At 71.6% G+C, this 24,450-nt stretch carries 20 protein-coding genes and 1 tRNA gene; 8 read left to right on the top strand and 13 right to left on the bottom strand.

Features of this window, described 5'->3' with window-relative positions; all coding sequences use genetic code 11:
* Window positions 1-70: 70 nt before the first annotated feature.
* The 4 genes from BM419_RS05720 to BM419_RS05705 all read right to left on the bottom strand — a co-directional run bounded on the left by BM419_RS05720 (window position 71) and on the right by BM419_RS05705 (window position 6,425).
* On the bottom strand, window positions 71-2,788 hold the full coding sequence (locus BM419_RS05720) for a valine--tRNA ligase (protein WP_091925376.1): 2,718 nt from the start codon (window positions 2,786-2,788) through the stop codon (window positions 71-73).
* Between the two features lie 113 nt (window positions 2,789-2,901).
* On the bottom strand, window positions 2,902-3,453 hold the full coding sequence (locus tag BM419_RS05715) for a PopZ family protein (RefSeq protein WP_020090622.1): 552 nt from the start codon (window positions 3,451-3,453) through the stop codon (window positions 2,902-2,904).
* A 197-nt stretch (window positions 3,454-3,650) separates the two neighbouring features.
* On the bottom strand, window positions 3,651-5,264 hold the full coding sequence (locus BM419_RS05710) for a TolC family outer membrane protein (RefSeq protein ID WP_056531760.1): 1,614 nt from the start codon (window positions 5,262-5,264) through the stop codon (window positions 3,651-3,653).
* A 411-nt stretch (window positions 5,265-5,675) separates the two neighbouring features.
* Window positions 5,676-6,425, bottom strand: a complete 750-nt coding sequence (locus BM419_RS05705; RefSeq protein WP_244540706.1) for a collagen-like domain-containing protein — start codon at window positions 6,423-6,425, stop codon at window positions 5,676-5,678.
* A gap of 279 nt (window positions 6,426-6,704) precedes the next feature.
* Between BM419_RS05705 and BM419_RS05700 the strand changes: the two genes are divergently transcribed.
* Window positions 6,705-6,929 carry a hypothetical protein gene (locus BM419_RS05700; protein WP_020090619.1) on the top strand — a complete coding sequence of 75 codons (225 nt, stop codon included), beginning with the start codon at window positions 6,705-6,707 and terminating at the stop codon, window positions 6,927-6,929.
* A 42-nt stretch (window positions 6,930-6,971) separates the two neighbouring features.
* Here the strand turns inward: BM419_RS05700 and BM419_RS05695 are convergent, their stop codons facing one another.
* Window positions 6,972-8,885: a putative bifunctional diguanylate cyclase/phosphodiesterase gene (locus tag BM419_RS05695; protein WP_175556273.1), complete on the bottom strand. Its 1,914-nt coding sequence runs from the start codon at window positions 8,883-8,885 to the stop codon at window positions 6,972-6,974.
* 306 nt (window positions 8,886-9,191) lie between these two features.
* Here BM419_RS05695 and BM419_RS05690 point away from each other — a divergent pair, with 306 nt between their 5' ends.
* Together BM419_RS05690 and BM419_RS05685 are read left to right on the top strand one after the other, a co-directional pair.
* Complete coding sequence (locus BM419_RS05690) at window positions 9,192-10,259, top strand: spore photoproduct lyase family protein (RefSeq protein WP_020090617.1); 1,068 nt, start codon at window positions 9,192-9,194, stop codon at window positions 10,257-10,259.
* A 93-nt stretch (window positions 10,260-10,352) separates the two neighbouring features.
* Window positions 10,353-10,811, top strand: coding sequence for a nucleoside deaminase (locus BM419_RS05685; RefSeq protein WP_091925371.1), 459 nt, complete (start codon window positions 10,353-10,355; stop codon window positions 10,809-10,811).
* 16 nt (window positions 10,812-10,827) lie between these two features.
* Here BM419_RS05685 and BM419_RS05680 read toward each other — a convergent pair whose 3' ends face one another.
* Together BM419_RS05680 and BM419_RS05675 are read right to left on the bottom strand one after the other, a co-directional pair.
* A complete protein-coding gene (locus BM419_RS05680) occupies window positions 10,828-11,139 on the bottom strand; it encodes an ETC complex I subunit (protein ID WP_020090615.1) in 312 nt (103 codons plus the stop codon).
* 25 nt (window positions 11,140-11,164) lie between these two features.
* A tRNA-Pro gene (locus BM419_RS05675) sits at window positions 11,165-11,241 on the bottom strand.
* A 325-nt stretch (window positions 11,242-11,566) separates the two neighbouring features.
* On the opposite strand from BM419_RS05675, the gene BM419_RS05670 reads away from it, so the two are divergent.
* The 4 genes from BM419_RS05670 (at window position 11,567) to BM419_RS05655 (ending at window position 14,837) form a co-directional block, all read left to right on the top strand.
* The gene (locus BM419_RS05670; protein ID WP_165923045.1) at window positions 11,567-12,538 is read left to right on the top strand and encodes an SMP-30/gluconolactonase/LRE family protein; all 972 of its coding nucleotides are present in this window, start codon (window positions 11,567-11,569) and stop codon (window positions 12,536-12,538) included.
* A gap of 115 nt (window positions 12,539-12,653) precedes the next feature.
* Window positions 12,654-13,361, top strand: a complete 708-nt coding sequence (locus BM419_RS05665; RefSeq protein WP_091925368.1) for a glutathione S-transferase N-terminal domain-containing protein — start codon at window positions 12,654-12,656, stop codon at window positions 13,359-13,361.
* Window positions 13,362-13,368: 7 nt separating this feature from the next.
* The gene (locus BM419_RS05660; RefSeq protein ID WP_091925365.1) at window positions 13,369-13,944 is read left to right on the top strand and encodes an NUDIX domain-containing protein; all 576 of its coding nucleotides are present in this window, start codon (window positions 13,369-13,371) and stop codon (window positions 13,942-13,944) included.
* The gene (locus BM419_RS05655; RefSeq protein ID WP_091925362.1) at window positions 13,941-14,837 is read left to right on the top strand and encodes an inositol monophosphatase family protein; all 897 of its coding nucleotides are present in this window, start codon (window positions 13,941-13,943) and stop codon (window positions 14,835-14,837) included. Before BM419_RS05660 ends, BM419_RS05655 begins: the two co-directional genes overlap by 4 nt.
* Window positions 14,838-14,931: 94 nt before the next feature.
* Here the strand turns inward: BM419_RS05655 and BM419_RS05650 are convergent, their stop codons facing one another.
* The 4 genes from BM419_RS05650 to clpB form a co-directional block, all read right to left on the bottom strand.
* Complete coding sequence (locus tag BM419_RS05650; protein ID WP_244540705.1) at window positions 14,932-16,881, bottom strand: DUF4139 domain-containing protein; 1,950 nt, start codon at window positions 16,879-16,881, stop codon at window positions 14,932-14,934.
* A gap of 258 nt (window positions 16,882-17,139) precedes the next feature.
* Window positions 17,140-17,601, bottom strand: coding sequence for a hypothetical protein (locus BM419_RS05645; RefSeq protein WP_091925356.1), 462 nt, complete (start codon window positions 17,599-17,601; stop codon window positions 17,140-17,142).
* A gap of 334 nt (window positions 17,602-17,935) precedes the next feature.
* Window positions 17,936-18,385 carry a hypothetical protein gene (locus tag BM419_RS05640; protein WP_091925353.1) on the bottom strand — a complete coding sequence of 150 codons (450 nt, stop codon included), beginning with the start codon at window positions 18,383-18,385 and terminating at the stop codon, window positions 17,936-17,938.
* 183 nt (window positions 18,386-18,568) lie between these two features.
* Window positions 18,569-21,193, bottom strand: coding sequence for an ATP-dependent chaperone ClpB (clpB, locus tag BM419_RS05635; protein WP_091925350.1), 2,625 nt, complete (start codon window positions 21,191-21,193; stop codon window positions 18,569-18,571).
* Window positions 21,194-21,391: 198 nt separating this feature from the next.
* Here clpB and BM419_RS05630 point away from each other — a divergent pair, with 198 nt between their 5' ends.
* Window positions 21,392-22,162 carry an MOSC domain-containing protein gene (locus BM419_RS05630; protein WP_091925347.1) on the top strand — a complete coding sequence of 257 codons (771 nt, stop codon included), beginning with the start codon at window positions 21,392-21,394 and terminating at the stop codon, window positions 22,160-22,162.
* A 144-nt stretch (window positions 22,163-22,306) separates the two neighbouring features.
* On the opposite strand, the gene BM419_RS05625 is transcribed toward BM419_RS05630, so the two are convergent.
* Both BM419_RS05625 and BM419_RS05620 read right to left on the bottom strand, forming a co-directional pair.
* Complete coding sequence (locus tag BM419_RS05625; RefSeq protein WP_091925344.1) at window positions 22,307-22,897, bottom strand: c-type cytochrome; 591 nt, start codon at window positions 22,895-22,897, stop codon at window positions 22,307-22,309.
* Window positions 22,897-24,171 carry a PQQ-dependent sugar dehydrogenase gene (locus tag BM419_RS05620; RefSeq protein ID WP_175556271.1) on the bottom strand — a complete coding sequence of 425 codons (1,275 nt, stop codon included), beginning with the start codon at window positions 24,169-24,171 and terminating at the stop codon, window positions 22,897-22,899. Before BM419_RS05620 ends, BM419_RS05625 begins: the two co-directional genes overlap by 1 nt.
* Between the last annotated feature and the right edge of the window lie 279 nt (window positions 24,172-24,450).

Below are 24,450 nucleotides of genomic sequence, written 5' to 3'. Positions count from 1 at the left end.
CGGGCGAGCCTCCGGGGCCGGGTCACCCCCGGGGCGGGCCTGACACGTCGGAGCGCTCCCGGACGGGCGCTCAGTCGCCGCTGAGCCGGACCAGAGCTTCCTCGATCTTCGCCAGCCGCGCCGACTCGCTCTCGCGGCGCTCCCGGTTCTCCTCGATGATCTCCTCGGGCGCCCGGGCCACGAAGTCGGCGTTGCCGAGCTTCGCGTCGATCTTCTTGATCTCGCCCTGCGCCTTGCCCTGCTCCTTCTTCAGGCGCGCGACCTCGGCCGCGAGGTCGACCACGCCTTCAAGGGGCAGCGCGGCGACGCTGCCGCGCACTAGGAGCTGCACCGAGTTCTTCGGCGGCGTCTCGGAGAAGGTGATCTCCGACAGCCGAGCGAGACGCAGGAGCGTGTCGCGCCACGCCTCAACCCGCGCTCTCACCTCCGGGGCGGCGCCGACCATCACCAGCGGGATCTGCGCGCCGGCCGGGACATTGGTCTCGGACCGCGCCGAGCGGATCTGGCTGACGAGATCGACCACGAACCCGACCTCGGCCTCCGCGGCCGCGTCGGCGAGGCCGCCGAGGTCCGGCCAGGCGGCCAGGGTCAGCAGGCCGCGCTCCGGCAGGTCGGCGCCCTTGATCGCCCACAGCTCCTCCGTGAGGAACGGCATGAACGGGTGGAGCAGCTTGGCGACCTGATCGATCAGGAACGCCACGCTCGCCTGCGTCTCGGCCCGGATCGCCGGATCGACGCCCTCGCCCTGGAGCACCGGCTTGGCGAGCTCGAGATACCAGTCGCAGAAGATGTTCCAGACGAAGCGGTAGGCCACCGCCGCCGCGTCGTTGAAGCGGAAGGCCTCGAGGGCGCCCGCGACCTCGTCGACCGCGCGGGCCGCCTCGGTGAGCGCCCAGCGGTTGATCGCGCCGGTGGCGGAGCGCGGGTCGAAGGCCGGGTCGAGGCGGCAGCCGTTCAGCTCGGCGAAGCGGGCGGCGTTCCAGAGCTTGGTCGCGAAGTTGCGGTAGCCCTGGACCCGGTCGGTGGACAGCTTGATGTCGCGGCCCTGGACGGCCAGGGCGCAGAGGGTGAAGCGCAGGACGTCGGCGCCGACCTGATCGATCAGTTCCAGGGGATCGACGACGTTGCCCTTCGACTTCGACATCTTCGCGCCCGACGCGTCCCGCACCAGCGTGTGCAGGTAGACCGTGTCGAAGGGCGCCCGGTCGGTGAGGTGCAGGCCCATCATCATCATCCGGGCGACCCAGAAGAACAGGATGTCCTTGCCGGTCACCAGGGTGTTGGTCGGGTAGAAGCGCGCGAGTTCCGGGGTCGTGTCCGGCCAGCCCAGCGTCGAGAACGGCCAGAGCGCCGAGGAGAACCACGTGTCGAGGACGTCCGCGTCGCGGGTGAGCGCGACCGGCCGACCGTGCTGCGCCTCGGCCACCGCCTGCGCCTCGGCCTCGCTCTCGGCGACGAAGATGCCGCCGGCGTCGTCGTACCAGACCGGGATCTGGTGGCCCCACCAGAGCTGGCGCGAGATGCACCACGGCTCGATGTTGGTGAGCCACTGGAAGAAGATCTTCTCGTAGTTCTCGGGCACGAACTTGGTCTGACCGTCGCGCACCGCCTGGAGGGCGCGCTCCGCGAGCGGCTTGACGTTCACGTACCACTGGTCGGTCAGGTAGGGCTCGATGACCACGCCCGAGCGGTCGCCGTGCGGGACCGCGTGGGTGTTCGGCTCGATCGCGCGCAGCCGACCGCGCGCCTCCATCAGCGCCACCACCTCCTTGCGGGCCTGCGCCCGGTCGAGGCCGTGGAGCGCCAGGGCCTCCGGCTCGGGCGCGACGCCGTCGAGGAACTCGGCGTTGCCGTCGAGCAGCATCCGGCCCTCGGGATCGAGGACGTTGATCAGGCCGAGCCCGTGGCGGCGGCCGACGTCGAAGTCGTTGAAGTCGTGGGCGGGCGTGATCTTGACCGCGCCCGTGCCCTTCTCGGGATCCGAGTAGGTGTCGGCCACGATCGGGATCAGCCGCCCGACCAGCGGCAGGCGCACGCGCTGGCCGACGAGCGCGGTGTAGCGCGCGTCCTCGGGATGGACCGCGATGCCGGTGTCGCCCAGCATCGTCTCGGGGCGGGTGGTGGCCACCGTGATGACGGCGCCGGTCTCGGCGCCGGCCTCGTCCACCACCGGGTAGTCGAAGTGCCAGAGATGGCCCCTGGTCTCGACCTGCTGGACCTCCAGGTCCGAGATCGCGGTCTGAAACTTCGGGTCCCAGTTCACCAGCCGCTTGTCGCGATAGATCAGGCCCTGCCGGTGCAGGTCGACGAAGGTCTTGAGCACGGCCCGGCTCAGCCCCTCGTCCATGGTGAAGCGCTCGCGGGACCAGTCGCAGGAGGCGCCGAGCCGCTTCAGCTGGTTGACGATCGCGCCGCCGGATTCCGCCTTCCAGGCCCAGACCTTCTCGACGAAGGCCGCGCGGCCGATCTCGCGGCGGCCGGGCTCCTGACGCTCCATCATCCGCCGCTCGACCACCATCTGGGTGGCGATGCCGGCATGGTCCGTCCCCGGCTGCCAGAGCACGTCCTTGCCGCGCATGCGCTCGAAGCGGCAGAGGATGTCCTGCAGCGTGTTGTTGAGGGCGTGGCCCATGTGCAGGGAGCCCGTCACGTTCGGCGGCGGGATCACGATGCAGTACGGCGGGGCCCCGGCGCGCTCGGGCCGGCCGGCACGGAAGGCGTCCGCCTCGGCCCAGGCGGCGGAGATCCGCGCCTCGACGGAGGTGGGCTCGAAGGTCTTGTCCATCATCGCGGGTACGGGCCGGCGCTTGTCCAAACGGGGGTGGCCCCGCTTTCGACCGTCACGCCGCTCCCGTCAACACGCGGACGGCGGCCCGCGGCCGCCGTACCCAGGCCGCCGGCTCAGCGGCCGCGCGACACCCGCTCGATCTCGGCGCGCACGAGGCGCTCGACCACGGCCGGGAGGTTGTCGTCGAGCCAGGATTTCAGCATCGGCCGGAGCATCTCCTTGACGAGATCCTCCAGGGTCCGGGCGTTCTGCGTCAGCACGGTGTGGGCCAGCAGGTTGAACGCGCCGCTGACGCTGGCATCCGTGGCCGGAGAGACCAGGGCCTCGGGCTCCGGCTCGGGCGCGCGGGCGGCCTGGAGCACGGGCTGCGGGGGCGGAGGCGGTGGGGGCGGCGGCTCCGGGGCCGGCTCGGGCTCGGGCTCGGGCTCCGGCTCGGGCGCGGCGGTCACCGGGTCCTCGAAGTCGATCGCGTCGAAGTCGAGCAGGTCCGGGGCCGGCTCGGGTTCCGGCTCCGGCTCGACGACGCGCGGGCGCATCACCGGCTCGGCGACCTCCGCGAGGTCGAGCACGTCGTCGGGCTCCGGAGCGGGCGCCGCGACCTCGGCCGGCTTGGCGGCCTGATCGTCGGCGATGATCCTCCGGATCGACGCGAGGATCTCTTCCATCGAAGGCTCGTGCGCCTTATCGGCAGCCTTGTCCTGGAATTTCGAGTCCGGGATCTTGGGGCTTGCTGCACTCATCGGCAGGCGCACTCGGGCATGGGAGACTGGAAAGCGACCCGAATGGATCGATGTTCAATCAGTATTCCATGCCGTTTCATGACGGCAAGCGCGCCCACAACACACTCCCCGTGGAAAAGCCGTCAGCGACCGTCCGGGGTGCGCAGGCCGAACCAGAGATCCTTGACCTGATCGTAGTGAACCTTGGCGCTGTAGTATTCGACCGGGAGCGCCGTGAAGCGCGCGGTCAACTGTCCGATCGCCTGGACCACCCCGTAGGAGAAGATGACCCGGTCACGCTGGGCGACGATGAGGTTCACCCGGGAGTTCAGCAGTTCCTGCTGCGCGTTGAGCACGTCGAGGGTCGTGCGCTGGCCGACGCGCGCTTCCTCGCGCACGCCGTTCAGCGCCACCTCGTTGGCCTGGACCTGGGCCTGGGCGGCGATGACCTGCGCCTTGGCGGCCTCGAGCCGGCCCCAGAAATCGACGATCTGGGCGCGGACCTGATCGCGGATCTGGTCGACCTGGATGCGGGCCTGGCCGACCGACTCCTTGGCCTGCCGGATCTGCGCGTAGGTCTGGCCGCCCTCGTAGATCGGGATCGAGAGCCGTCCGCCGACGAAGCCGACGAAGAAGCTCTGGTTCGGTCCGTTCTGGTCGTAGAGCTGGCTGAGCGAGCCCTGCAGGCTGAGCTGCGGGGCGAGCTGGCCTTCCAGGACTTTCACCTGGGCCTCGCTCGCGTCGACGTTGTGGATGGCCGAGACGACCTGCGGGTGCTCGCGCAGGCCGACGGCGATCGCCTGATCGAGGCTGCGCGGCACGAACCGGTCCAGCGGCCGACCCGGCGCGAGCTGGCGCGGCTCGACGCCGATGTTCTGCCGGTAGACGCCGATGCTCGTGCGGAGGGTCGATTCGGCCTGGGCGACCTGCGATCGCGCGCCGGCCAGTCGGGCCTCGGCCTGCGCGACGTCAGTCCGGGTCACCTCGCCGACGTTGAAGCGGTCCCGGGTCTGGCGGAGCTGCTCTTCCAGAACCTCGACGTTGTTCCGGTTCAGCTCCAGCGTCGCCGTGTTGCTGAGCACGTTCATGTACGCCTGGACGGCGCTGTACAGAACCGACAGCTCGGTGAAGCGCAGGCTCTCGCGCTGGCTGTAGACCTGCGACTCCGCGCGCCGGACCGTGTTGTCGGTCTGGAAACCGTTGAAGATCGTCTGCGTGACGTTGAGGCTGGCGGAGCTCGGCAGGTAGGTGGTGCGCGTCGTCCGCCGGGAGGTGATGACCTGGCTCGCGATGTCGGAGGTCGCGCCGCCGGACAGGCCCTCGCCGCCGGTCGCGGATCCCGCCGCCCCGGCACCTGAGGTTCCGATGCCGGTGGTGCCGCCCGCGGTCCCGATCCCCGTGGACCCGATCCCCGTGGTCGTTCCGGTCCCGGTCGTCCCGGCGCCCGCCGTTCCGCCCAGGCCGCCGCCCGTCGTCCCGAGGGCCGATCCGGCGGTGGTCGCCGCCGTGCCGCCGGTGGCCGCCGTCGCGACCGTGCTGGACGAGCGCGTCTGAAGGTACTGGACGCCGATCGCGGCGTTGACGTTGACGGTCGGCCGGTAGCCCGACTGCGCGATCGCCACGTTCTCGTCGATAGCGCGCACGCCCGCACGGCTGGCGTTCAGGCTCGGATTGCCCTGATAGGCCTTCGCGAGAGCGCTCTCCAGAGTCTCGGCCGATGCCGGCATGGCAGCCAGCATCGCGAGTCCGGACACCATCCCGGCCAGGCGGAACGTCGGGCAACTCGCTGGTGGACGTCGTGTCACGATGAACAAGCCCTTGCGGTCTCTTTCGGTCCGGAAGTCCGAGACGAAAACGGCCAAGGTACGGCGTTTCGCTCGTCTCCGATCAAGCCCGCCCCACCGTCACGCTTAGCGCAAACCGGGCGCTTTGGCTCGCCTCGGTGCGGGTCTGGCGGCGGAATGTGCGGCGTTGGGGCATTAAGGTGACACACCCGGCGCGGACAGCGCGGCACGCGAGCGAATTGAGTTGTTAAGTCGCATAAATACGCTCTTCCAAAGACTATTGCCGGCGTGCAGCCACGCGAGACTTGGGAGCCGACGCGTCGCCCCCGGCCGGGCAGGGTGGCCCGTTCCGCGTCTGGCCCTGCGGTCGACACCGGTCCGCGCCTAGTAGCGGTCCATCCCGCCGCCGCCGGCGTCGGGCTCCAGATCCAGCGGTCCCTCGGGCGCGGATTCCGGCTCGGGTGCGCGGCGCGCCCGCGCCGGCGGCCGCGGCTTCGGCGCCGGCCCTGCCAGCGCGGCCGACGGGTTCGGTTTCGGCGCGGCGCTCGGGGAAGCCGGCTGCCCGCGGGTGCCGCCGGGCGGGCCGGGCGGGCCCATGGCCCCCATCAGCCCCGGTGCGCCGGCCATGCCGATGGGGCCGCGCTCGCCCGGCGGGCCCGGCGGTCCGGCGACGCCCTCCGCGCCGGCTGGCCCCTGGGGTCCGGGCGGCCCGGGCGGTCCCATCGCGCCCCGCTCGCCGGGAGGCCCGGCCTCGCCCCGCGGACCCGTCTCGCCGCGCGGGCCGGCCGGGCCGGCGAGCCCGGGCGCCTGCGGCCCCTGCTGGCCGCACTCGCCGACCACGATGCTGCGGGTCTGTTTCGGCGTCCGCAGCGTCGCGATGCAGGTGGCCGGATGATAGACGACGCGAAACTCGAAATAGCCGCGGCTGTCGGTCCGGTGGGGGAACTGGCCGTCGAGCGTGATCTCCACCCCCGGATCGTCGGCGTAACCGATGATCCAGAGATCACCGCCGGTGATCTTGGCGGCCTCGATGCGCATGTCCGCCGCCCGCGCCGGCAGCCCGCAGGCGGCCGACAGGGCCAGCATCGAACACAGCGCCCAGCGCTCGCGCCACAGGCGTTTGGCAGATCTCATGGCAGGTCACGCAGTCTTTTAGACGGTCAGAATGCCATAGCCCGCAAACTAAGCAATAAATTGCGGAGAAAGTTGGATGTGGAAAAGCGCGGCCGGTCGAAGGCCGTAGTCCGAAATGGGTATTCGAAGGGCGCGCGGCGGGGCCTGTAGCGTGACCGCGCTGGACCCGGTCAGGCGTGTGCGGACCGGGCCGGCAGAGGAGTGACGCGGACCGACTCACCGGTCACCGCCGCGCGAGCGCCCCGGGCCGCATTCGGACCCGCGGTGGAGGGTTCTGCCGTGGACAACGACGATCCGCCCTGGGACACGGACCCGCTCTGGTACGACCGGACCGAGTCCGGAACGCCGCCGGGGCCCATCCTCGAGGCGCTGGCCTGGCTGTTCCTGCTGGCGATCGCCGGGTGCGCGGCGCTCGTGTGGCTCTACGGGATTCCGGACCGCCTGTGGCGCGCGGCGGCGCGCCGGCTGATGCGCCGCGATCCGGCGGATGCCGGGCGGTTCTGAGCCGCGCGCGCGGGCCCGACGGCTCCGCGCGCCGGCACCGGCTCAGGCCGCGGCGATGCGCGTGCTGAGCAGGGTGGCTTCCAGATCTTCCACCGGCATCGGGCGGCCGAGATGGTAGCCCTGCAGGAACGGGCAGCCCATCGCCTGCAGGATGTTCAGGTCCTCGGCCGACTCGACGCCTTCCGCCACCACGTCGAGCCCGAGCAGCCGGCCGAGGCCAAGGACGGCGAGGACGAGCCCGCGCTTGTCGTCGCTCGCCCCGAGGCCGGTCACGAAGCTCCGGTCGATCTTGATCCGGTCCGCCTTGAGCTGGCGCAGCGAGGAGAGCGACGAGTAGCCGATGCCGAAATCGTCCAGGGCGACCCGGATGCCGGCGCGGGACAGCGCCTGCAGCTTGCCCTGCACCGCGCCGATGTCGAGAGCCGTCTCCTCGGTGATCTCGATCTCCAGCATGGTGGGCGGCAGGCCGAGGAGGTTCAGGCGCCCGATGACGATCTCGTCCACGGGGACCTGCGCCATCTCCCGGGGTGAGACGTTCATCGCCACGCGCACGCCGCTCAGGCCGCGGCGATGCAGGATCTCCAGCATCGCGCAGACCTGCTCGAGGATGTAGCGGAGCAGCGATTCGGTCAGGCCGGCCATCGCGGCGGCGGCGATCAGGTCCGGGGGCGCGATCCAGCCGAGCCGCGGATGCTCCCAGCGGATCAGGGCTTCCAGCCCGACCAGGGTCCGGCCATCGGCCGCGTAGATCGGCTGGAACCAGACCTTCGGGGCGTTCTCGACCAGGGCCTGCGACAGGTCGCGCTCCAGGTCCCGCCGCATCTGCAGCCCCTCGCGCAGGCCCGAATCGAACACCCGGTAGCGGTTCCGCCCGGCGGCCTTCGCGGCGTAGAGCGCCTCGTCGGCGCAGCTCAGCATCTCGGTGAAGCTCGGCTCCGCGCTCGCGTGGACGCCGATGCTGACCCCGAGGCGGCCCGCGTCGAAGCCGTCGAACGGCTGGGACACCGCGGCGATGAGGTTCGCCGCCATGACGTCGTCGGGCACGCCCGACGTCACGGGATCGTACAGCACCGCGAACTCGTCGCCGCCCAGCCGGGCCGCGAGACCGTTCTCCGGCAGCGCGTCCTTCAGCCGGCGCGCCACCTCGACGAGCACCCGATCGCCCGCCTTGTGGCCGTAGACGTCGTTGACGAACTTGAACCCGTCGAGGTCGAGCATCAGCAGGCTGAGGGTCCCGGTGCGGAGCCGGTTCTCCGTCGCCTGGAGGAAGCCCGCGCGGTTCAGCAGGCCGGTGAGATCGTCGTGCGTGGCGCGCCACCGCATCTCGTCCACGAGGGCGCTGGCGCTGGCATGGGCCTCGGCGCGGGACCTGGCGAGGGCGTGGGCCTCGTTCTTGAGCCGGCTCGCCTCACGAAATACGGACTCGCTGCGGAACGCCGTGTGCGTCAGGGCGAGGAAGTAGAGCAGCACGCAGGCCGCGAGGCAGTTCCGGTCGAAGTCGCCGGCATAGGCGAGGCAGGCCACGACGGACAGCAGCGGAAGGGCGATGAAGGCGAGGGGGATGCGCGCGTACGCGATCCCGTGCGTCACCGCCCCCGCGGTCACGCCGCAGGTGATGGTCAGGTAGAACAGGGTCTCGGCGGTCGTGTAGCCGTCGCACAGGAGCGGCTGACAGGCCCAAACCAGTCCGGAGAGGAACGCCGCGACCGTGAAGACGCGCAGGTGCCGGTCGACGGAGCGCGCGGCGGCCGCGGCCAGGCTCGGCGTCATGTCGGCGGTCAGCGCCAGGCCGAGGCAGGGGATCCGGCAGAGGGCGATTCGCAGGAGGTTGACGCTGGTCGACGCCGCGAACCAGATGGCCCCCACGGTGCCGTGCCCGCTCCTGTAGGCGACGAGCATGCTCGCCACGCCGAGCAGCATGTTGACCGGGATGGCCGCCAGCACGCTCCCGCGCATGGCCTCCAGCTGATCCCGCCGGATCAGCGCGCCCCACCTCGGATCTGCAGGGTCGAGAGATTCACCGGAGCCGGGTGAGCCCGGCTCGGATCTCTCCTGGTCCCGAACGATCATCGCACGTCCACTCGAAGATGAGGGACTCATGGCACCGAATCGTAAGATATCGTTGAACGATCAACGCGCGCCGCGCCCGATCCCGAGCTTTTCGCGCGCCGCTCGAAGAGAGACTCCGGGTCGCAAGGCATTCCGGCCGCGTCGCCGCGCACCATATCGGGTCCCGGGCCGCTTCCGGGCCCCGGATCGTCCATGGCCCTGACCCGCGACCTGCTCGATATCCGGACGATCTATCACGAGCCCACTGTCGGCGACTTCCCGCTGGGCCGGGACATCCTGGCGCGCTTTCCCGACGCCGCGCGCATCGTCGTGCCGTCGCACTGGAACATCCCGGAACTCCACGGCAACGCCGGCTCGGTGGAGGATTGGGTGCGGATCAAGCGCTCGACGCTGGTCCTCGGCGTGAAGAAGGGCCTCGCCATGCGCCCCAACGGCCGCAGCGCCCACTTCATCGCGCCCTCGACCTCCAACGGCTGCGCCATGGCCTGCGCCTACTGCTACGTGCCGCGCCGCAAGGGCTTCTCCAACCCGATCTCGCTGTTCGTGAACCTCGAGCAGGCCTGCGCGGCGATCGCCCGCCACGCCGGCCGCCAGGGGCGCCTGCCGGAGCCGGACCCGATCGATCCGGAGCACTGGGTCTACGATATCGGCGAGAACGGCGACCTCTCGGTCGACGCGGCGGTCAGCGACGGAGTCCGCGCCCTGGTCGCGCTGTTCCGCACCCTGCCCAACGCCAAGGCCTCCTTCGCCACCAAGGCCGTCAACCGCGACCTCCTCGCCTACGATCCGCAGGGCAAGACGCGCGTCCGCTTCTCGCTCATGCCGGCGCGGATCGCCCGGATCGTGGACGTGCGCACCGCCCCGATCGCCGAGCGGATCGCCGCCATCGACGAGTTCGTGGCCGCCGGCTACGAGGTCCACGCCAACTTCTCGCCCGTGATCCTCTACGAGGGCTGGGAGGCCGACTGGCGGGCGCTGTTCGCCGAGATCGACGCGACGCTGTCCGACGCCGCCAAGGCGCAGCTCAAGTGCGAGATCATCATGCTGACCCACAACGCGGATCTGCACGCGGTCAATCTCGGCTGGCACCCCAAGGCCGAGGACCTGCTCTGGCGGCCGGACATCCAAGAGGCGAAGGTCTCGGAGGGCGGGGGCACCAACCTGCGCTACCGGGCCGGCTGGAAGGGCCGCTGGCTCACCCGCTTCAAGGCCCTGCTCGCCGAGACGATGCCCTACTGCACGGTGCGCTACGCGTTCTGAGCGCGGAGCGCTGAACTTCCGGCCGCGCGCGGCGTTGGCGCGCCAGCGGAGGAAAGCTCAGCCATGTCGAGCCCGTCCATGTCGAGCCCATCCATGTCGACGCACGAGGACCATATCGGCGAGGCGGTGGCCCTCGCCGCCGCCAATGTCGAGGCGGGCGGTGCGCCCTACGGCGCGGTCATCGTGCGGGAGGGGACCGTGCTGGTCCGCGCGGCCAACACCGTGCACGCGACCAACGACCCCAGCGCCCATGCCGAGATGGTGGCGCTGCGCGAGGCCAGCCGCCTCCTCGGCCGCCGCGACCTCGGCGACTGCGTGATGTACGCGAGCGGCCGACCGTGCCCGATGTGCCACGCCGCGATGCGTCTGGCCGGCTTCAAGGAGGGCTACTTCGCCTTCTCGGCCGAGGAGGCCGAGACCTACGGCGCCGGCAGCGCGTCGATCTACGCCGAGCTCTGCCAGCCCCTCGACGCGCAGCCGATGCGCGTCACGCAGCTGCGTCCGCCGGGCGATTCGCCCTACCCGGCGTGGAAGGCGCGCCGCGAGGCCTGACGCGGCGGCGACGGCCTCAATGGGTCCAGGGCGCCGTGCGGTTGAACTTGAAATTGTCCGAGTAGGACAGGCCCTTGCGCTGGACGGGCTTGGCCGGCTGCTCGACGCGGTAGGCGATTCCCTCGCGCTTCGCGTAGGCCACGGCCTCCTCCTCGGTGTCGAATTCCAGGCGCACCTGCTGGAGCATGTCCGAGGACCCGTTCCACCCCATCAGCGGATCGATCTCGCGCGGGCTGGTCCGGTCGAACTCCAAGATCCACTGCTTGGTCCGGGCGAGGCCCGACTGCGTGGCGTCCCGAGACGGACGGAAGATGCGGGCGCTCGGCATCTGACTCGACAAGCTCCTGATCGAATGGTCGGGGCGATAGGATTCGAACCTACGACCCCCTGGTCCCAAACCAGGTGCGCTACCAGACTGCGCCACACCCCGACTGCCACACGGCCTCAATGCCGTAGCGGTTCCGCCGTTCCCCCGCAAGGCGCGGCGCGGTGCGCGCCGACGCTTCCGGGATCGGCCCTTCGCGGCGGCCTGGCCGTCGCGTACCACTTGTCAGACAAATTGGGGCGCGGTAGCGTTCGGGCCGGGACGAGGGCCGAACCGCCCCGCTGTCGAACCGGCGCCTGCCATCACTGGGGGGTGGAGGATGGTGCGCCCGGATCGCCGTGCCGGGCGCTTCCGGCCCTCGTCGCCGCAGCGTCGCCGCGGTGCTGCGCCCGCGTCCGCGCGGCGGGCCTTGCCGGCCCGCGCCGGAACGGTGACGATCGCCGCGAGTGACAGGGACCTGCCCGTATGGACACCGAGCCCGCGCTACCCGGACCCGGCGGTCGAGATTCTCGACGCCGCCTTCGCCCGCTACCGGGTGTTCAACGCGGCGGTCGAGCGCCTCGCGACCGGCTTCCGCTGGTGCGAGGGGCCGGTCTGGTTCGGCGACGGACGCTACCTGCTCTGGAGCGACATCCCCAACGACCGCATCCTGCGCTGGGACGAGGAGAGCGGGGCGGTCGGCCTCTACCGGCGGCCGTCGGGCTTCGCCAACGGCAACACCCGCGACCGGCAGGGGCGGCTCGTCACCTGCGAGCACGGCGGCCGTCGGGTCACCCGGACCGAGCATGACGGCGCGATCACCGTCCTGGCGGACGCGTTCGAGGGCCGCCGGCTCAACTCGCCCAACGACGTGGTGACCGCGGCCGACGGCGCGGTCTGGTTCACCGACCCACCCTTCGGGATCGGCGGGTTCTACGAAGGCGTGCGCGCCGAGCCCGAACTGCCGCAGAACGTCTACCGGCTCGACCCGGTCACCGGTGCGCTGGAGGCCGTGGCCACCGACCTCGCCGGCCCCAACGGCCTGTGCTTCTCCCCCGACGGCCGCGTGCTCTACCTCGTGGAATCGCGCGGGCAGCCGACCCGGCGGATCGTCGCCTACGACGTGGTCGCCGGCCGCACGCTCCGCGACCGGCGGGTCCTGATCGATGCCGGGCCGGGCACGCCGGACGGGCTGCGCTGCGACGTCGACGGCAATCTCTGGTGCGGGTGGGGCATGGGCGACGACGCCCTGGACGGCGTCATGGTGTTCAACCCCGACGGCCGGCCGATCGGCCGCATCCGGCTGCCGGAGCGCTGCGCCAACCTCTGCTTCGGCGGCCGGCACCGCAACCGCCTGTTCATGGCGGCGAGCCAGTCGCTCTACGCCGTCCACGTCGACGTCCAGGGCTGCGCCGGCGGGTGAGGCCCGGATGCCCAGCCCTGCGTGCGCCGCCGGCGTCGTCGCCGGCACCATGCTTGACCGGAGCGGCGCGCCGACCCACTTCCCGTCCGCCGGGGGCATAGCGGGACACCAGCCCATGATCGAACTCCATTACTGGCCGACGCCGAACGGCCATAAGATCACGATGTTTCTCGAAGAAGCGGGCGTTCCTTACCGCATTCATCCCGTCAATATTGGCAAGGGTGAGCAGTTCAACCCGGATTTCCTCAAGATCGCGCCCAACAATAGGATGCCGGCGATCGTCGACGACGAGCCGGCGGGCGGCGGCGCGCCGGTCACGCTGTTCGAGTCGGGGGCGATCCTGCTCTACCTCGCCGAGAAGACCGGGCGCTTCATCCCGGGTGACCCGCGCGGCCGGGCCGAGGTGCTGCAATGGCTGTTCTGGCAGATGGGCGGCCTCGGCCCGATGCTCGGCCAGAACCACCACTTCTCGCAGTACGCGCCCGAGAAGATCGACTACGCGATCAAGCGCTACGTCAACGAGACCAACCGGCTCTACGGCGTCCTCGACCGGCGGCTGGCCGACCGCGCCTTCGTCGCCGGGCCGGACTACTCCATCGCCGACATGGCCTGCTATCCCTGGATCGTGCCGTGGGAGAAGCAGGGGCAGAACCTCGACGAGCACCCGAACCTCAAGCGCTGGTTCACGGCGATCGCCGAGCGGCCCGCCACCAAGGCGGCCTATGCCCGCGCCCCGGAGGTCAATCCCGATTTCGGCAAGACCATGAGCGAGGATGCCAAGAAGGTGATGTTCGGCCAGACCGCCGCCAGCACCAAGCGCTGACCGGATCATGGTCGAGATCCCGCCCGCCCTGCCGCTGCAGGTGATCCACCGCGGCTGGAACACCTTCGGCATCGCCACGCTGACGCTGCAGGACGGCAGCACCGTGCGGCGGGCGCTGGAGGACCACGGGCAGGCGGCCTGCGTGCTGCCCTACGATCCCGAGCGGCGCGTGGCGCTGCTCGTCCGTCAGGCGCGGGTCGGGCCCGCCTTCTGGGGTGAGTCGGCCGAGTTCGACGAAGCCCCGGCGGGCGGCCTCGACGGGGGCGCCCCCGAGGCGACGGCGATCCGGGAGGCGATGGAGGAGGCGGGCGTCCGGCTGACCCGGCTGGAGCCGGTCGCCCACGCCTACAGCATGCCGAGCGTGTCCTCGGAGCGCCTCTGGCTCTACCTGGCGCCCTACGCCGCGGGCGACCGGGTCGGCCCCGGCGGGGGCCTGCACGCGGAGGGCGAGCAGGTGGTGGCCGTGGAGATGCCGCTGGCCGCGCTGGCGGAACAGGCCCGGGCCGGCCGCCTGCCCGATCTCAAGACCCTGGTTCTCGTCCAGGCCCTGATGCTCCGAAGCCCCGAACTGTTCGCCGCATGACCCTCTCGCCCACCGCACCCGCGCCGGATGTCCTCGCGGCGATGCTCGCCTTCGCCGAGGAGGCGGCCCCGCTGGCCCTCGCCATGCGGGCGGGAGGCCTCGCGATGAGCAACAAGGGTCCGGATCTCGGCCAGGCGCTGACCGAGGCCGACCTCGCCGTCAGCCGGTTGATGCACGCGCGGTTCGGCCCCGACCTGATCGAGGAGGAGACCGCCGAGGATCTCGGACAGGCGGCGGCCCGGGCGCTGCTCGCCCGCGACGCCTGGACCTTCGTGGGCGACCCGATCGACGGGACCCGGCCCTTCGCGGGCGGCCTGTCGGGCTGGGGCGTGATGGTGGCGGCCTGCAGCGGTGGCTGGCCCCGGGCCTGCGTCATGAGCCTGCCGGCCTGGAACGAGGACCGCTCCGCACCGGCCGGGGGCGTACCGGCGGAAGCCACGGAGGGTCTCCTGCTGGCGGCGAGCGAGGGCCGCGCCTACTGGGCCCCGACCCGCGGCGGCCGCACGACGACGGCGCTGCGCCCGCTCGAGCGCCCGGAGCGCCGGACCGGCCATGTCGGCTGGCTGTCGGTCACGGCGCAGCGCTACACCCTGGATTACGGCCGCGGCTGGTTCCCCTGGAGCGAGGGCGGGGCGATCTCGGACGCCGCGCTCCTGGCCACCGGGCGCCTCGACGCGACCCTGAGCAACAACCGATTGTGGGACCTGGGCCCGATCCTCCCGCTGTTCGAGGCGCTGGGCTTCCGCCTGTTCCACTGGCCCGATCTCGGGGATCCGCCGGCGGACTTCGTGGACCTGTTCGACGCCGAGCTGTCGGCCCACGACGACCTCTGGCTGGTGTGCCGGGATCGCGCGCAGGCTGCCGATCTGGCGACGGCCATCCGCCCCGCCTAGGACAGGGCCCTGCCGGGCCGCGTCCGGGTCGCGTCCGGGCCGGGATGGCCGTCGATCGGGCGGTCCCGGATCGCGCGGGGATCCGGGACCGCTCTCAGAGCGCCGCGATCAGCGACCGGATCCGCGCCTGCGACGCCCTGAGCCCGTCCTCGGCCTGGGTCCGGGCGGCATCGAGCTTCGCCAGCTCGTCCTCCTGGGCACCCATGCGGCTGAGATAGCGGCGCGCCAGCTCGCTGTCCTTCGGAACGGCGCCGAGATTGCTGCGGATGCGCTCCTGCTCCGCCTGCACCTTCGCCGCGCGCTCGCCGATCTCCTCGACGGTCCGGGTCGCCGCGGCGACCTCGGCGCGGGCCTGGGAGAGGGTCTTGAGCTTGCCGCCCAGCTCCGGGTCGGTCGCCAGGGAGGCCCACCGGACGAGCAGCGCCTCGTCGGCGTCGACGAGGTCGTAGGCGTCGATCCGGACGCGCTCGAGCACGGCCCGGGTCTCGGCCGTCCCGCCGGCGGAAACCGCGACCTTGAGGCGATAGGCCGAGGGGGTCTCGCCGTCGCGAGCGGACGCGGTGAGGGTCCAGCCATCCCGTCGGGGATGCTCGATGATCACGGAGCGGGCGGCGTCCGGCGCACCCTTGATCGTGTAGGTCGTGACCTCCCGGGCGATCACCGTCGCGCGCGCCACGCCGTCGACCACGGTGATCTTGGTCAGGGCGTCGCTCGGCGCGGTCTCCGCCTGGACGGCGACCTTGCGGTCGAGGGCGAAGCTGGCGAGCCGCTGCTCGCCGACGGGCGTCGCGGGCAGACGGGCGTCCCCCAGGTAGCCGGCCTTGCGGTCGTAGAGGGTGATGAGGCCCGCCGGCAGGGTCGCGCCGGCGCTGTTGCGGATCCGGAGGGCCGCGATCGGGTGAACCCCCTGGCCTGGCTTCCAGAGGGCGACCCGCTCGGCCTCGATCTCGGTATCGAGGAACGGCACCGACAGCGTGCCGCCGGCGCGCAGATCGACCGGATGCGGCAGCGTGAAGTTCGCCGCGACATCCCCCTCGCTGGCGGCGGCGCCCGCGGTGGCGGCCGCGGCGTCGTAGCTCGGTTCCGCGGCCTCCATGCGGCTGTCGCGGGTGTCCATCCGCGCCATCGGGGCCGGAAGAGGCGCGGCGGCGGGGGCCGGGGCGCGCAGGCGCGCGACCGACTTCGACGCGACCGTGCCCGGGTCGAGGTCCGGCATGCCGACATCCTCGACCATTACCGGCGCCTCCGGTCTCTTGCGCCAGTAGCGCTTGTGCAGGCGCTGGAGGAGCGCCACCGGCGACCCGGACGAGAGGGTGACGTCGACGCCCGTCCAGTCGGCGCCCAGCGCGTTCTCGATGATGGCCCAGGCCTGCAGGTTCGCGCGGCCGCCGCCGCCATCGACGATGCGGTAGCTCGTCTTCCAGACGGGCGCGGCGACGACGTAGGTCAACCGGACCTCGCGCTGGCCCTGCCCGGAGACGGCGATCTCGACCCGGTGGGCGTCGCCGACCTTGGTCTTCCCGGCCGCCGCGATCGCCTCGGCGATCTTGGCCGCCATGGCCGGGTCGAGGATCGTCACGGAGGCGCCGTCCTCGATCGGCACGGATTCGAGCGTGCCGGTCGCGGTCAGGACGGTCAGGATCGAGACGTCGCCGGTCTCAGTCCCGGCATTCCGCTCGGAGACGCCGAGCACCCGCCCTTCGAGCGTGCGCCCGCCGCTCTGGACCCGGATCGGGACGCCCTGCAGCTTGCCCACGAGGCGGGTCGGCGCGGACAGGTCGTCCGCGGTGAACGGCATCGTCCGCAGGGTCTCGTCGGCCTGATCCACCCCGTCCAGGCGCAGGGCGCCGACGGTTCCGACGGGATCGCGCACGACGAGGCTCTTGAGGATGTCGTCGACCTGCTCGGGCCGGACGCTGAGCCCGATCGTCCCGTCGCCGTCGACGGCATGGACCAGGGTCACTTCGGCCAGGCCGCCGCTCGACAAGGTCACCGCGCGGATGCCGTCGGGCGCTGCCATCAGGGGCGGTGCGGCTGCAATCATGGACACGAGGACTCCGGCTAAGGTCAGATGCGATCGGATCAATTCGTCTGGCTCCAGTCAGGGCGCGCCCGCCGCACGCGGTCCCACCCTGGCCGACCGCGCGCCGTCCGGCAAAGGCTTCGTGACGCGCGCGGGCGTGAACCGATCGCCGGGGGCCCTCCCGTGCTGTCCGCGCCGGGGCGCGCCGGGTCGCGGCGCCGATGCGGCGGGATGGGAACGACGGCGCGATGGGGGAAGGCTGCGGTCCGCGGATGCACCCTACCGTGTCCGGCCGAATGTCCTGCCGTTCCAGACGGCGATCGCGCCGCACGGATCCTGCCCGGATCGTCCGCACGTCGCCCCGGTCATATCGACGATGACCGCCGGGCGGCCTCCCACCGTGCGGAATCGGAGGTCGTGGGCGACGGCGTCGAAGGCGTCCACGAACCCGTCCGTCGTCGAGGCGAAGACCTGCATCTCGCAGCCCGCGGTGCCGCACGCGGCGGACTCGTCATCGCCGCATTGGACGGCCGCGAAATCCAGGATGAAGTCCGGTACAGCGTCGCCGTTCACGTCCTGGCGGGTGATGAAGCCCGGCTTGAGCGTGGTCGGCTCGGACCCGCAGGACGCCTCGGCCCGCGCGGCCGCCGCCGCGACCGGCTGCGGGAGATCGTCCGCCGCGGCGGTGAGCGGGACGGCGGGCGGGAGGGCGAGAGCCAGGGCGGCGAGGGCGCGACGCATGCGGCCAGGATCCTCAGGCCCGTCCGCCCTGTCCAGCGCACTAGCTCATCGCGGCCCCGATGGAGGCTACGCCCCGGGCCTTCCTCCGACCCAGGCGCGCAGCGCGTTCGCGCCGTCCGGACGGATGGTGACCGCGACGCTGGGGGCACGGTCGACAGCGGGAATGAGGGCGCCGCTCGACAGGGCGACGTCACCGGCGAGGGCGCCGAAGCCGTATCGGACATCCGCGCATCCAGCGAGGGTGGGCGACCGGTCCTGTGCTCTCCCGGCGCTTCTCGGAGCGTCGACCCGGGGAGCGACCGCCTGCCTGCGGCGCCGGAGAGCCAGACAACCTCTACTCGGCGCAGGCGAAGCGCGTCCCGTCCCACAGGAAGGTCGTGCGGCCCGGCCCCCCCCGGACCGAGCCGCAATTCCATCCCTCGTCGTTCGCCGAAGCCGCCGGCCGGCCATTCAGCGCGCGAAACCGGAGGTCGTGCGCGTAGATGTCCAGCACCACGACGAACCCGTTCTTCGAGGATGCGAGGACGATCTTCGGGCATCCCATGAGGCCGCACTGGGAGACTTCTTCGTCGCCGCATCGGAGGCCGCCGACGTTGAGGATGAAGTCCGGCACCCTGTCACCGTTCACGTCCTGCCGGTCGATGACGAACGGATCGAGAGTCGCCGGCGCGGATCCGCAGGCGGCCTCGACCTCGGCGATGGCCGCGGCCACCGGCGGCGGGAGATCGTCCGCCGCTGCGGCGAGCGGCACGGCGACGAGAAGGGCGGCGACGGCAGGGCGCATGGCGCCAGGATTCGGGCACCCGTCCGCCCTGTCCAGCGCACTAGCTCATCGCGGCATCGACGGTCGATGCGGCGCGCCCGTCCTCCCGCGGGGGCCGCCTCGTGAGGGCCCGTGTCCGAGAGGCGCAACGGACCGGGCGGCGCACCTGAGTGCCGGTGCGCCGCCCCTCGCCCGTCCGGCCGATCAGTTCAGCGTCGCGTTGACCGGGCGGCGCTCGGCCCCGACCGTCACGTCGCCGATCATCAGGCCCATCGGCCCGAGGCGGACCGGCACCGTCTCGCCGTCGTGGACCTTGCCGGAGAGCACCAGCTCGGCCAGCGGATCCTGGACGTTCTTCTGGATCACCCGCTTCAGCGGCCGCGCCCCGTAGGCCGGGTCGTAGCCCTTGTCGGCGAGCCAGTTCTTGGCCTCCTCGTCGACCTCCAGGGTGATCTTGCGATCGTCCAAGAGCTTCTGAAGGCGCCCGAGCTGGATCTCGACGATCGCACCCATCTCCGACCGCGCGAGGCGGTGGAACAGGATGATCTCGTCGACCCGGTTCAGGAATTCCGGCCGGAAGTGCCCCCGCACCACGCCCATCACCTCCTCGCGGACCGCGTCGGTGTCCTGGCCCGCGGGCTGGTTCACCAGATACTCGGCCCCGAGATTCGAGGTCATGATCAGCAGCGTGTTGCGGAAGTCGACCGTCCGCCCCTGGCCGTCGGTGAGCCGCCCGTCGTCGAGAACCTGCAGCAGGACGTTGAACACGTCCGGGTGCGCCTTCTCGACCTCGTCGAACAGCACGACCTGGTAAGGCCGGCGCCGCACGGCCTCGGTGAGGGCGCCGCCCTCCTCATAGCCGACGTAGCCCGGAGGCGCGCCGATCAGCCGGGCGACCGCGTGCTTCTCCATGTACTCGGACATGTCGATGCGCACGAGCGCCGTGTCGTCGTCGAACAGGAAGCCGGCGAGCGCCTTGGTCAGCTCGGTCTTGCCGACGCCCGTCGGGCCCAGGAACATGAACGAGCCGATCGGCCGGTTCGGATCCTGAAGCCCGGCGCGAGCGCGCCGGACCGCGGTCGAGACCGCCTCCACCGCCTCGCGCTGGCCGACGACGCGCTTGGACAGCGCCTCTTCCATGGCCAGCAGCTTCTCGCGCTCGCCCTCCAGCATCTTGTCGACCGGCACGCCGGTCCAGCGGGAGACGACCCCGGCGACGTGGGCGGGCGTGACCGCCTCCTCCATCATCGCGTCGCGGCCGTTCTCCGCCTTCGCCTCGATCTCGGCGAGCTGCTTCTCCAGGCCCGGGATGACCCCGTAGGCGAGCTCACCCGCGCGCTGGTACTGGCCCTGGCGCTGCGCCGCGGCGAGGTCGTTGCGGGCCTCGTCGAGCTTCTTCTTGAGGCCGGCCGCCGTCCCGAGCTTGTCCTTCTCGGCCTTCCACCGGGCGGTGATCGCCGCTGAGCGCTCCTCCAGGTCGCCGAGTTCCTTCTCCAGCCGAACCAGCCGGTCGCGGGAGGCGGAATCGGTCTCCTTCTTGAGCGCCTCGCCCTCGATCTTCAGCCGGACGATCTCGCGGTCGATGTTGTCGAGCTCCTCGGGCTTCGAATCGACCTGCATGCGCAGGCGCGAGCCGGCCTCGTCCACGAGGTCGATCGCCTTGTCGGGAAGGAACCGGTCGGTGATGTAGCGGTTCGACAGCGTCGCGGCCGCGACCAGGGCCGAATCCTGGATGCGCACGCCGTGGTGCTGCTCGTACTTCTCCTTCAAGCCGCGCAGGATCGAGACCGTGTCCTCCACGGTCGGCTCCGACACGAAGACCGGCTGAAAGCGACGGGCGAGCGCCGCGTCCTTCTCGACGTGCTTGCGGTACTCGTCGAGCGTAGTCGCGCCGACGCAGTGCAACTCGCCGCGGGCGAGCGCGGGCTTCAGGAGATTCGAGGCGTCCATGGCGCCGTCCGCCTTCCCGGCGCCGACCAGCGTGTGCATCTCGTCGATGAACAGGATGATGCCGCCCTCGGCCGCCGTGACCTCGGAGAGCACGCCCTTCAGCCGCTCCTCGAACTCGCCGCGATACTTCGCGCCGGCGATCAGCGCACCCATGTCGAGGGCGAGGAGGCTCTTGTCCCGCAGGGATTCGGGCACGTCGCCGTTGACGATGCGCAGGGCCAGACCCTCGACGATCGCGGTCTTGCCGACGCCGGGCTCGCCGATGAGGACCGGGTTGTTCTTGGTCCGCCGGGACAGGACCTGGATGGTCCGCCGGATCTCCTCGTCGCGGCCGATGACCGGGTCGAGCTTGCCCTCTCGGGCGGCCTCGGTGAGGTCGCGGGCATACTTCTTCAGCGCGTCATAGGCGTTCTCGGCCGAGGCATTGTCGGCGGTGCGGCCCTTGCGCAGGGCGTTGATCGCGGCGTTGAGCGAAGCCGGGGTGACGCCTGCCGCCTGGAGCGCGCGGCCGGCCTCGGAATCCTTCTCCACCGCCAGGGCAAGGAGCAGCCGCTCCACCGTCACGTAGGAATCGCCCGCCTTCTCGGCGGCCTTCTCGGCGGTGTCGAACAGGCGCATCAGCTCGCGTGTCGCCTGCGGGGCGGACGCGTTGCCGGAGACCTTCGGCTGCTTGGCGAGCCACTGCTCGGTCTGAGCCAGCGCGACGCGCGACTGGCCGCCCGCGCGGTCGATCAGGCCGGCGCAGAGGCCCTCCGGATCGTCGAGCAGCACCTTGAGCAGGTGGCCCGGCTGAAGCTGGGGATGTCCCTCGCGCATCGCGAGGTTCTGAGCCGCCTGCACGAAGCCGCGGGCGCGCTCGGTGTACTTCTCGAAGTTCATGCACAACCCTCCCGTACCGGCATCCGCCGCCCGATGAGAGGCGCGGCGCCACCGAAACGTCGCCCTCCGGCTATCCGCCGCGCGAGGGCCCCGGCGCCGTGGTGGCCGCCGGTAGACCCGATGTGGTGTTGCAATTGAGCACCACAAGGGGCCGCGAAGCTCTTGCGCGCCGGATCATTTCAGGGCCACGCTCCGCGCATGACCGCATTGATTCATGTCAGCGCCCTGTATCGCTACCCGGTGAAGGGCCTGAGCCCCGAACCCGTCGAGCGGGCGGAGCTCGAGACCAGCGGCCACTTCCCGGGCGACCGGCTCTACGCCATCGAGAACGGTCCGTCGGGCTTCAACGCGGTTGCGCCCCGCCACCAGCCCAAGACCAAGTACCTGATGCTCATGCGCGACGAGGCGCTCGCCCGCCTGCGCACCCGCTACGACGATGCCACGGCGACGCTGACCGTGGAGGGGTACGGCGACCCGCAGGCCTTCCGGCTCGACACCGAGGCGGGTCGCGAGGGCCTCGCGGAGCTGATGCGGCGCTACGTCCCCGAGAGCCTCCGGGGCGAGCCGAAGGTCCTCGCCGCGCCGCCGCAGTACCGGTTCACCGACTCCCCGACCGGCTACGTGTCGCTCATCAACCGAGCGAGCGTGGCCGCGGTGGAGGACTACCTCGGCGCGCCCGTGGACCCGCTGCGCTTCCGCGGCAACCTGCTGGTCGAGGGGCTCGAACCCTTCGCCGAGCTCGAGATGGTTGGGCAGGTGGTCGAGGCGCCGAGCGGGTTGCGGCTCAAGATCACCAAGCGGACCGTGCGCTGCGCCGCCACCAACGTCGACCCGGTCAGTGGCATGCGCGACTGCGACATCCCCTGGACCCTCGACGCGCGCCTCGGGCACCGCGACCTCGGCGTCTACGCGGAGGTGATCGCCGGCGGGCCGCTGGCGCGGGGCGACGCGCTGCGCGTGGTGGGGTGACGCGCGACGGGTGATCCCAGCGCTGCCGTTGTTGCGAGAGCAGCGAAGCGAGCCAGGCAGCGCCACGCTGACAAGCCGCGCGCCGCCCTGGGTCACTTCGCTGCGCTCGTGATGACGGGTGGACGCGGCCAGAGAGACGTCGTGTCAGAGCCGCGACACGTAGGCCGCGAGATCCTTGATATCCGCCTCGCTCAGGCCCTGCGCGACTTCGTTCATGGCGGGATCGTAGCCGGGCCGGGCGTTCGACTTGTAGCCGGCGAGCGCCTTGGCGAGATACTCCTCCCGCTGCGCCCGGATCCGCGGGATCGCGTCCCGGCCCGCGAGATCCGGCCCGTGGCAGGAATTGCACTGGTGCTTCGCCACTAGCGCCTGCGCGCGCGCCGCCAGGGCCGCGTCGGCCGGCGGCCCGGACCAGGCGGGCGGCGGCAGCGTCGCCACCGCGTCGGCGTAGGCGCGCAGGTCGTCGTCGGAGAATCCGGCAGCGACCTCGTTCATCGGCGGCGCCTCCCGCTGCTTCTCCCGGAACTGGAAGAGCTGCGTGACCACGTAGTCCGGGAGCTGCCCGCCGAGCGAGGGCACGCCCTCCGTCGCCGACGTGCCGGCCCCGTGGCAGCCGATGCAGGGGGCGAGGCGCTCCTGCATCGCCGCGTCCGGGGCGGCGAGCGCCGCGCCCGCCAGCAGCAGCCCGCCGAGGGCGGGGACCAGCCCGCGGGCTGCCCGGGTGGGGCGGCGCATCACCGGCCGTAGCTGACGCGGTAGATCGCGCCGTTGTAGTCGTCGGAGACGAGCAGCGATCCGTCCTTGGCGACCAGCACGTCGACGGGCCGGCCGACATACTTGTTGTCCTGGAGGAAGCCGGTCAGGAACGGCTCAACCGCGGCCGTCTTGCCGTCCGGTCCGGGCTTGGCCACGACGACGTCGCCGCCGAGCTTGGTGGTGCGGTTCCACGAGCCGTGCCGGGCGACGAACATCGCGTTCCGGTAGGCCTCCGGGAACTGCGTGCCGGTGTAGAACCGCAGGCCGAGGGAGGCCGTGTGCGGGCCGAGGAGCGCCGCCGGCGCGGTGAATTCCGAGCAGGCATGGCCCCAGCCGTATTCCGGATCCGTGAACGTGCCCTGGTGGCAGTACGGATAGCCGAAATGCTGCTTGCCCGGCTCCGTGAGCACGTTCAGCTCGTCGTTCGGGATGTCCTCCGAGACCCAGTCGCGGCCGTTATCGGTGAACCACAGCTGCTTGGTCTTCGGGTTCCAGTCGAACCCGACGGTGTTGCGCACGCCGCGGGCGATGACCTCGGCGTTCTTGCCGTCGAGGTCCATGCGCCGGATCTGCGCGTGGGTGTCCGGCGGCATCACGATGTTGCCCGGCGCGCCGACCGGGACGTAGAGCTTGTTGTCCGGACCGATGGCGATGAATTTCCAGCCGTGGGCCTCGTCCTTCGGCAGGTCGTCGTAGACCAGGGTCGGCTTCGCCGCGCCGTCGAGATGGTTCGCGATGTCGTCGTAGCGCCAGATCTTCGAGAGTTCGGCGACATAGAGGGCGCCGTCGTGGTACGCGACGCCATTCGGCCGGTGCAGGCCCGTCGCGATGGTCTTCACCTCGCGCTTCCCGTCGCCGTCCGCCTTCGGCAGCACCGCGTAGACCTTCCCCACCGTCCGGGTGCCCACGTACAGCGTGCCGTCCGGCGCCTGGGTCATCTCGCGGGCGTTGGCGAGGCCGCTGGCGTAGACCTCGATCTTGAAACCATCCGGGACCTTCAGCTTGTCGAGCGGCAGCTTGGCGGCCGCGGTCGCCAGAGGCGGTCCGGCCACCGGCGCGAGCTTGGCCGCGGCGCCGCCCTCGGGCCGGCCGTAGAGCGCCGAGCCGCGATCGACCTGGACGCTGGCCGGCGGGGCGGCGGTCGCGGGCGTCTCCTGCGCGACGACCGGGCCGGATCCCATCAGGCCGAGACTGAGTCCGGCGAGGGCGGCGGCGAGGCCGCGGGTCAGGATCGGCTGGCTGATCGGCGTCATGATGTCTCCCGGTGGCGGCGGCCTCGCGGACCGCCCGCTCGCTCTGCACTCTTTATTCAACGGTCTGCCGGGGAGTGCGACCGGCCCGGGCGGCAGGGAGGCGACACTCCGCGGCCGCCGTAACGTCGGCCGGGATTCGGTGCGCCGCCGCGTCCTCCGGGGCCATCTTCGGCTGTCGCGTCGGCTCACCTTGCGTTTTGGGCAATGATCTCCGAAAACGCCCCCCGTCCGGGAAGCTTAGGCTTGGCCGGGGCTGCCGGCCGTCCGCTGGAGCCCGGC

The organism is Methylobacterium sp. yr668, from assembly GCF_900116245.1.
Lineage (GTDB): Bacteria > Pseudomonadota > Alphaproteobacteria > Rhizobiales > Beijerinckiaceae > Methylobacterium.
Note: the sequence above shows the minus strand (reverse complement) of the source record. Positions and strands in the feature narration are given on the sequence as shown.